The organism is Mycobacterium sp. MUNTM1 (genome assembly GCF_054660795.1).
This window is the reverse complement of sequence record NZ_BAAGDE010000019.1, coordinates 1-10,034: the sequence shown is the minus strand read 5'-3', so window position 1 is coordinate 10,034 and position 10,034 is coordinate 1. Positions and strand designations below refer to the sequence as shown.

The window sequence follows — 10,034 nt, the reverse complement described above, 5'->3', positions numbered from 1 at the left end:
GCGTTTTTTTTCTTTATTTTACAGATTAATTAAAATTTGGCGGGGGGGGCGGGGGGGTCTGTTTGTTTCCCGCGCCCCCCCGCGGCCCAGGCCCAACTGACCAGAGTGCTATCGGTTTGGCGTCAATGCGGCGGCTCCTCAGTCAATGAGACCTGGCATAACGGCTACACGGCCGCGGTAGCTATGCAGCCTCCCGCCGACGGCGGCGGCATCATGACCATGGAAGTTTCCGGAAATGCACCACCTCACTTCTGGACCGTCCGTGCAATCACCGCCAAAATCAACGTGTTTGTCGATGTGGTGGCGACATCCACCCTGAGCAACGACCGCAGCCGACAAGCCGCCTTGGCGATCACCAATTTCATCCTGAACAAGATCCCGGGCTAGGCAGATGACGAATCCCTTTGGTGCCAGCCCGTTTCAGCCGAACCCGTTCGGGGGGTCGCCCGGTCCGCAGCAAGCGCCGCCACTGCAACCACCCGCGTCCCCGCCGCGCGATGAGGCCAACGTGTTGGCGACGTTGTCGGTGGTGTTCGCGTTCGTCTTCGCCCCGGCGGGACTCATCCTTGGGCACTTGGGTTTAGCGCAGATCCGCCGCAGCGGTGAGCGGGGCCGCGATCGCGCCTTGGTGGGCGTGACGCTCTCGTACGTGTTCATCACGGCGGCGGTGGTCGCATTGATCGTCCGCGCGACACTGCCCGACGCGACACCTGCCCGGGTTGTGGCACCCGCGACCGCCACGACCACCGCGCGCACCAGCACGCCGACGACCCCGCCGCCGCCTCCACCGCCCACCGTCGCGCCCGCAGATCTGGACGGTCTGTTGCCCAGTCTCGAGGACGTCGAAAACATCACCGGCGACCGCCCCATGAAGATCGAGCGGACACTGCACCAGCCCACCCCCGATCCCGTCAGAGGCAAAATGGACCGTCCGGATTGCTGGGCCGTTATCGAGTCCAGCGCTCCGGAGGCCTACGACGGCTCGGGCTTCACAGGCTTTTCCGCGACAGAGATCCTCGACCACAATCTCAACACCCAGTGGTCGACCGGACAGGGGGTCACCGCATTTCGCGACGCGGCCGCAGCTCAGGCGGTGCTGGAGAAACTGCTATCGACCTTCCGCCAATGCGGCGGTTCTACCTTGAACGCGACCTGGCCTAACGGCAAAACCTACCCGGTGTCCATGCGGCCGCCAGCCAACGCCGGCACCGGTATCACCGCGATTGACGTGGTGCCGCAAACGCCGATATCGATACTGTGCGTTCACGCGGCCGCCGCGAAGGCCAACGTGGTTGTCGACGTGCAGACGTGTACTTCGGGCAAGACCGATGCCAGCCGACAGGCCACGCTGGCGGTCACCAACCTGATTCTGGGCAGGATCCCGGGCTAGCTGTCCGGCTACTCAGCTGCCGAAGCCGCCGCCGGCCGGCGCCGCGACCGGAGCCGGCCCGCTGAGACCGAGGTGGCTGGAGGCAAAGGCGACGCCCTTGTCGATCATCGCGCCGTCGTCGGCGTAGGTGTCGTGCGCGGCGAAGTTGAGTCCGTCGGAGCAGACCGGGTCCTCGGTGGCGCACACCTTGACGGTCTTGTCTTGGTAGAGCGGGCCGATGACCACGGGCGGCTCGTTGAGGAAGTTCATCGCCCGCACGTTGGGCATGCCGAACAGAACCACCGAGGACACGTGGTTGGCGACGTCGGGATCCAATGGCTTCGGGACGGTGTTGGGGTCGACACCGTCGGGCACGGCGGCCGAGGTGACAAACCCCATCACGGCCGCGCCCTGCGAGTACCCGCCGAGCACCATCTTGGTGTTGGGGCAGTCGTGGGCCATCGAATTGACGTGGGCGCCCGCGTCTCTGATGCCGTCGATGCCGGTAGCCCATTGGTCGCTGGCGGGGTAGTTGACCGGATAGACATCGAACGACCGCCCGCCGACGCGCTGGTGCAGCGCATCGACGAAGGCCTGCCCGGTGGGGCCGACGCCGGGTGCTTCACCGGTGCCGCGGGCGAACACCACTTGCACGTCGGGACACTGGGCCGAGGCCGACGGGATAACGGAGGTGGACACGGCCGAGACGGCCACGCCCGACGCCGCGATTACTGCCGCTGAACCGAGGGAACGAACGATGTGACGTGCGATCATGGCGTGCGAAATGCCCATGCAAGCCCCTCCCAAAACTGTCAATTTGCCAACCATTTGGTGATGTTTTCCTGTATACCGGGGCGCAGCGACAGGCGGTGGATAGCGGCGGCGTCGCCGCCATCGGACCGACGCAGCCATTGCGTGTCGGGTTGCCTACAAAAACACTTTAAGCCGTCGTTTGGTGTTGTCCATTCAGGGTAGCCGGAGACGGCGAGTACCAGATCTGGCGCTCACTGTCAGAAGGGTGGCGACATGGCAACGGGTGAAACGGGTTTCGACGACGTAACCTTCGATCTTATTTCCCTTCAATATCACTCGCTCAAAGCGGGGCACGATTACGGCCAATACGTGCGCGACGCGAACAACGCCGGCCTGAATGACGTCGCGTCGTTCTTCAGCGAAGTGATGGCGCAAGACTCCGAGCGCGCACGCCGATGCCACGAGTTCCTGGGCCGGCTGCAGGGCACGCCGACGGCGGGGCCGGCCACAAGATAAGGATTCTTTGGCGGCCTGACGGTTTCCTCCCGAGCTAAGTCACCGGCGCCGATCGCGACCGAGAGTCGCGTCTTCGGTGCGGGTGCGGGCGTTTACGCAGGTCGATAGGCAACTGGCCAGGTCTGATAGACCGGTCGATGAACTGCCGCACTTGTGTCAGCAAGGTCACATACTGGCAAAGCTCGGATGCGCTCGGCGTGGCGCCCTATTAGAGTTGCGTATCTTAGGGAAAGCTTATGATTCGTTAAGTATGGGAACAGGTAGCACGGAGCAAGGGCTGTGGACACGGACCGTTTCGACGCGATCATCGTAGGTGCAGGTTTCGGCGGCATCGGCGCCGCCATTCAGCTCAAGCGCCTCGGGTTCGAGAATTTCGTCATCCTCGACCGTGAGGACGACTTGGGGGGCACCTGGCATGTCAACCACTACCCGGGCATCGCCGTCGACATCCCCTCCACCACGTACTCGTACTGGTTCGAACCCAAGCCCGACTGGTCACGGCTGTTCGCGCCGGGCGCCGAGGTCAAGCAATACGCGGCGGACGTCGCCGACAAGTACGACGTGCGCCGCCACATGCGGTTCAACACAACGGTCGAGGGCGCTCATTGGGACGAGGACGCCGCGGTGTGGCGAGTCGCGCTGGCCGGTGGCGAAAGCCTGGTCTGCCGCTTTCTGATCACCGCGACGGGCTTCCTGTCTCAGCCGCGCACGCCGGACATCCCGGGTATCGCGAGCTTCAACGGCAAGGTGGTACACACCACCGAGTGGGACCACGGCTACAGCTACCAGGGGCGGCGCATCGCCGTCATCGGGACCGGCGCGTCCGCGGTGCAGGTCATTCCCGAGCTGGCCAAAGAGGCCCAAGAGCTGACCGTCTACCAACGCACCGCGACCCACGTCATACCCAAGCTTGACTTCGAGTTCCCCCCGGCGATGCGGCGCCTGTTTGCGCGGGTGCCGGCGGCGCAGCGCGCACTGCGGTGGGTGACCGACATCATCCTCGAGATCATCATGGTCGTCGGGGCGCTGCACTTTAAGGAGTCGCGGGGCCGCGGAAACATTTCCGCCTCCGACCTGGCCAAGATCAACCGATTCCGGTGGATCCGGGACAAGGAACTGCGCGCCAGGTTGACGCCGGACTACGACCTGGGCTGCAAGCGGCCGACCTTTTCCAACAGCTTCTACCGCGCCTTCACCACGCCGCACGTGCACCTGGAGACCAACCCGATCGAGCGGATCGAGGCGGACGGCATCGTGACCGCCGACGGACGCAAGACCGTCATCGACACCTTGGTGTTGGCCACCGGATTTGATCTGTGGGAGGCCAACTTCCCGGCCATCGAGGTGGTCGGTCGCAAGGGCCGCAATCTCGGAAAGTGGTGGCGCGAGACCAGATTCCAGGCCTACCAGGGCGTCTCGATGCCGTACTTCCCGAACTATCTGGGCCTGGTAAGCCCGTTCGCTTTCTCCGGGCTGTCGTTCTTCCACACCATCGAATACCAGATGCGGCACATGGATCGGCTGCTCGGTGAGGTCAAGCGCCGCGGCGCGACGACCTTCGAGGTCACCGAAGAAGCCACCGACCGGTTCATGGAGCGGGTAACCAAGCTGCTGGACAATTCGGTGTTTTACGCCGGCAACTGCGCGACGTCGCGTTCGTACTACTTCAGCCCCAGCGGTGAGGCCTCGCTGCTGCGGCCGACGTCAACACTCAACTCGGTGCGAGAAGCGCGGGCCTTCCCGCTCAGCGACTACGTCATCGCCTAGGCACCTCAACGGTGCGCGGATCCGGTCAACGGTTGCCCGGTGGCGGACTGCAGCAGGCAGATGACGGTGCTCGGGGTGGGGTTGGCACCGGTGCGGTCCTGGTTCGAGTCGATGAGATAGGTAATCGAAAACCGGCCGCCGTCGCCGCCGGTGTACGGGGTTAATCCGGCCGTGCAATCGCGGTTGGCGACGGTGGCGATGGCGGAGTCGACCGTCATCGGGGCCCGCAGGTACACCTCGGCTAAATGCGCTGTCGCGCAATCGACTACGGTGACGTTGACGCGACTCCCGTCGGCCGGCGGCAGATCGGTCACGCATTCACCCGGCCGCAGGTCGATCCACTTCTCGGTGTGCGCCCCAGGCTGTAGGGGGGCGGCGGTGGCCATCGCGCAGGAACCCAACATGGCCACGGTGGTGACGCCGCACATCGTGTGAAGGCTTGAAAACCGCATCGCAGCCTCCCTCGCTCCGTCCCTTAGCGGTGGAGTTTAGGGGGTGTTGGTCAGCGCCGGGTCCGGTTTTTCCGACGACATCGACAAGAACCCACGCAGGCACCGCGCGACCAGCCACCAGTTCGCCGGCTTCCTCATGTCCAGGCCGCCCAGAAGCTGCTTGATCATGGTCAGCGTGTCGAAGTAAATGCGTTCGCAGACAAGGGTTTCGGTGTCGTCGAAAACGAAGTAAGCGGTCATGCGGACGCGGAACCGGCTGCCGGTGGGCGGGACCTTGCCCAGGTAGCCGCGGTGCGTGCCCATCAGCCAGAATTCGACGATCACCGCGTCGGCGCTGTGGCGCAGCGCGATGATTTCGTGGTCCTGGTCGGGAAATGCGGTCCGCGTGTAGGCGTAGTAGTCGCGCACCGCCGCCTCGCCGTCGTGCACGAGCATCTGGGGGATCAGCTCGTAGCGCGGATGCGGGAAGGTGGACAAGACGTCATCCCAGGCCTGGCGGACCTCGTCGTGAAAGTGGTCGAGCACGAGTTTCTGGCGGGCGGCCAGCACCTCGGCGGCGGGGAACGCGGGAATGGTCACGGGGCCAGCGTAATCCCGGATCCGCTACCGGATTCCGAGACAGCGATACACGCTCGGGCAGAGGCGAATTCGGCGCGGGATTACCGCGGCGGGGTCCAGGCTACCGGCAGGGTCTTGATGCCGTGGATGAACTGCGACAGCAGCCGCGCGGGTTCGTCCGTCGCGACGATGTCGGGTATCTCGCGGCGCAATTCGTCGAAGACGACCCGGATTTCGCGACGAGCGAGGTTGGCGCCCAGGCAGAAGTGGGCACCGCCGCCGCCGAAGCCGAAGTGCGGGTTGGGGGTGCGCGCCACGTCGAAAACCCAGGGATTCTCAAACGTCGACTCGTCGCGATTGGCCGAGTTGTACCACAGCGTGGCCTTGTCACCGGCCTTCATCTTGGTGCCGCTGAGCTTGAAGTCCCGGGTCAGGGTGCGTCGCATGTAGACCACCGGGGAGGCCCACCGCACGATCTCCTCGACGGCGGTGGGGGTCAGGCGATCGAAGTTGGACCACCACTTCTCCCGCTCGGCGGGGTAGCGCGACAGCGCCAGCACACCGTGGCTGATCGCGTTGCGCGTCGTCTCGTTGCCGGCCACCACCAGCAGGATGAAGAACGACGCGATCTCCGTCGACGACAGCCGTTCCCCGTCGACCTCGGCTTCCACCAGGCTGGTGGTCAGATCGTCGTGGTGATTGGACCGCCGGTCCTCGGCCAGCGCGCTGGCGTAGGCGCCGATGTCCATCGAAACCTGAAGGAACTCACCGAAATCCGTCGCCAGATCCGGGTCGCCGAACCCGAGAATGACGTTGGTCCAGTGGAATATGCGCTGATGATCCTCCTCGGGGATGCCCATCATGTCGCAGATGACCTGCAACGGCAGCGGACCTGCGAGCTCGTTGACCAGCTCGGCCTCCCCGTCGGGATGATTGGCGATCAACGACGCGACCAGCCGGCGGGCCCGCTCGCGGACCGAGGCCTCGATGCGTGCTACGACCTTCGGGGTGAACGCGCGGCTGACGATCGAGCGCAGCCGTTGGTGGCGCGGGTCGTCGAGCACGATCATCGAGCCGAAGTACTCGCTGATCTCCGGCGTGTTGTCGTTGATCGTGATGTTGGGGCTGGAGCTGAAGATGTCCGGGTGACGGCTCGCGAAATGCACGTCGTCGTGTTTGGTCAGCGCCCAATGCCCGTCGCCCGGTTCGAAGCCCTCGTACTCGACCGCTGGCCAGAACGAGATCGGCGTCTCGCGGCGCAGGGTGGCGAACGCGCCGTCGCGGAAGTCGTCGTCCAACGCCCAGAAGTCCAGCGAGTCGAGATGGATGTCCGCGAGCGGAATGTCGGGCGGTGGCGCCCCGTTCGTCCGCGGCGCCAGACCTTTCTTGGGACCCGTCTTGACGCTCACCGAGACCTCCTTCGTGGTGAAAAAGGGGAGTGCTGGGTCAGTGCGTGCACACGGTCCTGGCGGGCGCACCCGTCGTGGCCGTCGCGGCGCTCACCACGTTGCCGTCGAGCAGGATCTTGCAGGAGATCGGGCCCGGTCCCTGCGCGCTGATGGTGAACACCTCGCCGCCGTAGCCGGTGAACTCGGTCGACCAGGGTAGCGGCGCATTCACCTGGTGCAGCTGCCCGTTGTCGGTCTGGTAGTAGATGAACTCGGCGACAGCGGGCCCGTTGATCTCGTAGCGGACCTTCGGCATCTGGGGAAGGGCGTGCGCCACGCCGCATGCGTTCGCGAACCCGAAACCGACGGCCAACAGGACCGAAGGTCCGGCGAGGTGCTTGGTCATGAATTGCATCGTGTCACCACGAGCGACGGTAGGGAAGCTTATGGTGAAGCCCGAAGCGGGGGCTGGTGACCGGAAGGTTGGGTATGTCCAAAAGCGGCTCAAAGCGTGTGGTGGTGTACGGAACCGGCTTTGTCGGCAAGATGGTGATCGGCGAGATCGTGAAGCATCCGTTGTTCGAGCTGGTGGGCGTCGGCGTCAGCAACCCCGCCAAGGTCGGCCGCGACGTCGGCGAGATCTGCGGGCTGCCCGAGCCGATCGGCATCACCGCCACCGACGACGTCGACGCCCTGATCGCGCTGAAACCCGACGCGCTGGTGCACTACGGCCCGACGGCGATGCACGCCAAGGAGAACATCTCGCTGATCACGCGCTTCCTGCGGGCCGGCATCGACGTGTGTTCGACCGCGATGACCCCATGGGTCTGGCCGACGATGAGCCTCAACCCGCCGAACTGGATCCAGCCGATCACCGAGGCCTGCGAGCTGGGCGAGTCGTCGTGCTTCACCACCGGCATCGACCCCGGATTCGCCAACGACCTGTTCCCGATGACGCTGATGGGGCTGTGCTCCGAGGTGCGCCGGGTCCGGGCCTCCGAGCTGCTGGACTACACCAACTACGAGGGCGACTACGAATTCGAGATGGGCATCGGCCGCGAGCCCGAGTTCAAGCCGATGCTGGAGGACCGCGACATGCTGATCTTCGCGTGGGGCGCCACGGTCCCGATGATCGCGCACGCCGCCGGCATCATGCTCGACGAGATCACCACCACGTGGGACAAGTGGGTGACCCCCACCGAGCGCAACTCCGCCCGAGGCGTGATCAAGCCAGGGCACGTCGCCGCCGTCCGGTTCACCATCAACGGCGTCTATCAGGGCGAGACCCGCATCCAGCTCGAACACGTCAACCGGATCGGGCTGGACGCCGCCCCGGACTGGCCGACCGGCCACGACAACGACGTCTACCGCGTGGACATCGAGGGGACCCCGAGCATCTTCCAGGAGACCGCGTTCCGGTTCACCGACGGCTCGGGCCGCGACGCCGCCGCGGCCGGATGCCTGGCCACCGGCCTGCGGGCGCTCAACGCGGTTCCGGCGGTCAACGACCTGCGGCCGGGCTGGGTCACCCCGCTCGACCTCCCGCTGATCGCCGGCGAAGGCAGCATCCGGTGACCGGCGCACAGCGGGCGCATAGCTGTCGCCGACGCGGAATACAGGTTTTGGCGGCACAATAACGGCTAGCCGGATGCGAGTCGGTGCTGCGGATACGGGGATCGGATATGACCAATGGAGTCGGGACCGCGCTGGGCTTATCGATAGGTGCCACCAACCTGGCGGCCGTCACCGCCGACAATGCCATCACCCGCAAACCCGTTCTGACGCTGTATCCGGACCGTCCCGCCGAGATCGGCATCCCCGCGGAGAACCCGCGATTGCAGGGGCCCGGCGTGGTGATCACCGGCTTCGTCAACCGCCTCGGCGACCCGCGCGGCGTCGTGGCGGTCGACGGCTCGGTGCACCGCAGCGAGGTTTTGGTCGCCGACGGGTTGCGGGCGCTCGCGTATGCCGCCACCGGCGGCCGCGCCCTGCCCGACGACATCGCCGTCACCTATCCGGCCCATTGGGAGTCGCACGTGGTGGAGGCCCTCGGCGCCGCCCTGAGCGCGATTCCCGAATGGTCGCGACGCACGCGCCCGATCCTGCTGATCCCCGACGCCGCAGCGACGTTGCTCGCGGTGCGGACCAGCCCGGGCATCCCGCCGCGCGGGACCGTCGCGGTCTGCGATTTCGGCGGCAGCGGCACCAGCATCACCCTGATGCACGCCGACGGCGACTACCGGGCGCTGGCCCCGACCGTTCGGCACCGCGATTTCTCCGGCGACCTGATCGACCAGGCCCTGCTGGGCGCCGTCATCGCCAACATGCCGACCACCGGCGCGTTCCCGTCCGGCGACGCGGCGATCGGCTCGCTGAGCCGGCTGCGCGGCGCATGCCGGATCGCGAAGGAACAGCTCTCCTCGAGCACGGTCGCCACGCTCACCGACGGGCTGACCGGGCCGCGCGGCGAAGTCCGGCTCACCCGGCACGAACTTGACGACGCGATCCGTACCTCGCTGAACAGCGCGCTCTCGGCATTGGACGAAGCCTTGGCGCGCAACGGAATCCGTGATCTCGTCGCGGTGGTCTCGACGGGCGGCGGGGCGAACCTGCCGACCGTCACCACCGCGCTGTCGCGGCACTTCCGCGTTCCCGTCGCCACCACGCCGCGCCCGCAACTCACCGCCGCGGTCGGCGCCGCGCTGCGGGTCGCGCACGGCCCCGGCGATGCCGGCTCAACGCTCTCGGCGCCCGCCGCGCCGGCCGTGCCCGCGACCCTTTCGGCGCCCGCCGCGCCCGCCGCGCCCGCGACGGCTCGCGGATCGGTGCGGCCGAATCCGCGCCCGGAAGCGACCGCGACCACGCAGGCGCCGCCGGCCGAGCCGACCCAGGCCCAGCTGGCGCGGGCCTGGTCGGCCACCGGGCACAACGCGCGGATCACCGGCGCCGGATATTCCGGACCGGACCCCGACGCGGCAACTGGCGCGGCCGCGGCCGGGTCGGCCGAGCCCGCACCCGAAACCGTCAAGCGCAAGCGGCTGGTGCCGGGCCGGCATCTGCTGCCGGCCGCGGCGATCATCATCACCGTCGCGGCGGTGCTGCTGGTGGGAACCGCCGTGGCGATCGGCTTGACCGCGCAGAACAAGACGGCGACCACGCCAGCACCGACTCTGAGTACGACGCCGGCGGCCCCGCCGCCCGCGCCCCAGAGCGCGACGGCCGAACCCGCCC

11 protein-coding genes are annotated in these 10,034 nt (G+C 66.6%); 6 read left to right on the top strand and 5 right to left on the bottom strand.

Translation table 11 applies throughout. From position 1 onward, the window contains the following. Window positions 1-36 precede the first annotated feature (36 nt). Both ACYQ8K_RS13060 and ACYQ8K_RS13055 read left to right on the top strand, forming a co-directional pair. Window positions 37-387, top strand: a complete 351-nt coding sequence (locus ACYQ8K_RS13060) for a sensor domain-containing protein (protein WP_459969521.1) — start codon at window positions 37-39, stop codon at window positions 385-387. Between the two features lie 4 nt (window positions 388-391). Next, a complete protein-coding gene (locus ACYQ8K_RS13055) occupies window positions 392-1,390 on the top strand; it encodes a sensor domain-containing protein (protein ID WP_459969519.1) in 999 nt (332 codons plus the stop codon). Window positions 1,391-1,402: 12 nt separating this feature from the next. On the opposite strand, the gene ACYQ8K_RS13050 is transcribed toward ACYQ8K_RS13055, so the two are convergent. Further along, complete coding sequence (locus ACYQ8K_RS13050) at window positions 1,403-2,161, bottom strand: cutinase family protein (RefSeq protein WP_459969517.1); 759 nt, start codon at window positions 2,159-2,161, stop codon at window positions 1,403-1,405. Window positions 2,162-2,395: 234 nt separating this feature from the next. Here ACYQ8K_RS13050 and ACYQ8K_RS13045 point away from each other — a divergent pair, with 234 nt between their 5' ends. Together ACYQ8K_RS13045 and ACYQ8K_RS13040 are read left to right on the top strand one after the other, a co-directional pair. Next, window positions 2,396-2,638, top strand: coding sequence for an acyl carrier protein (locus tag ACYQ8K_RS13045; protein ID WP_459969515.1), 243 nt, complete (start codon window positions 2,396-2,398; stop codon window positions 2,636-2,638). 279 nt (window positions 2,639-2,917) lie between these two features. After that, a complete protein-coding gene (locus ACYQ8K_RS13040; RefSeq protein WP_459969513.1) occupies window positions 2,918-4,405 on the top strand; it encodes a flavin-containing monooxygenase in 1,488 nt (495 codons plus the stop codon). 5 nt (window positions 4,406-4,410) lie between these two features. Here ACYQ8K_RS13040 and ACYQ8K_RS13035 read toward each other — a convergent pair whose 3' ends face one another. The 4 genes from ACYQ8K_RS13035 to ACYQ8K_RS13020 all read right to left on the bottom strand — a co-directional run bounded on the left by ACYQ8K_RS13035 (window position 4,411) and on the right by ACYQ8K_RS13020 (window position 7,209). Beyond that, a complete protein-coding gene (locus ACYQ8K_RS13035; RefSeq protein ID WP_459969511.1) occupies window positions 4,411-4,857 on the bottom strand; it encodes a hypothetical protein in 447 nt (148 codons plus the stop codon). Between the two features lie 36 nt (window positions 4,858-4,893). Then, on the bottom strand, window positions 4,894-5,436 hold the full coding sequence (locus ACYQ8K_RS13030) for an ester cyclase (protein WP_459969509.1): 543 nt from the start codon (window positions 5,434-5,436) through the stop codon (window positions 4,894-4,896). Window positions 5,437-5,516: 80 nt separating this feature from the next. After that, a complete protein-coding gene (locus tag ACYQ8K_RS13025) occupies window positions 5,517-6,824 on the bottom strand; it encodes a cytochrome P450 (RefSeq protein WP_459969508.1) in 1,308 nt (435 codons plus the stop codon). 37 nt (window positions 6,825-6,861) lie between these two features. Beyond that, window positions 6,862-7,209 carry an MmpS family transport accessory protein gene (locus ACYQ8K_RS13020; protein WP_459969507.1) on the bottom strand — a complete coding sequence of 116 codons (348 nt, stop codon included), beginning with the start codon at window positions 7,207-7,209 and terminating at the stop codon, window positions 6,862-6,864. 83 nt (window positions 7,210-7,292) lie between these two features. Between ACYQ8K_RS13020 and ACYQ8K_RS13015 the strand changes: the two genes are divergently transcribed. Both ACYQ8K_RS13015 and ACYQ8K_RS13010 read left to right on the top strand, forming a co-directional pair. Next, window positions 7,293-8,378, top strand: coding sequence for an NAD(P)H-dependent amine dehydrogenase family protein (locus tag ACYQ8K_RS13015; RefSeq protein WP_459969505.1), 1,086 nt, complete (start codon window positions 7,293-7,295; stop codon window positions 8,376-8,378). Between the two features lie 107 nt (window positions 8,379-8,485). Beyond that, on the top strand, window positions 8,486-10,034 hold a 1,549-nt coding region (locus tag ACYQ8K_RS13010; protein ID WP_459969503.1), incomplete at its 3' end, for an Hsp70 family protein.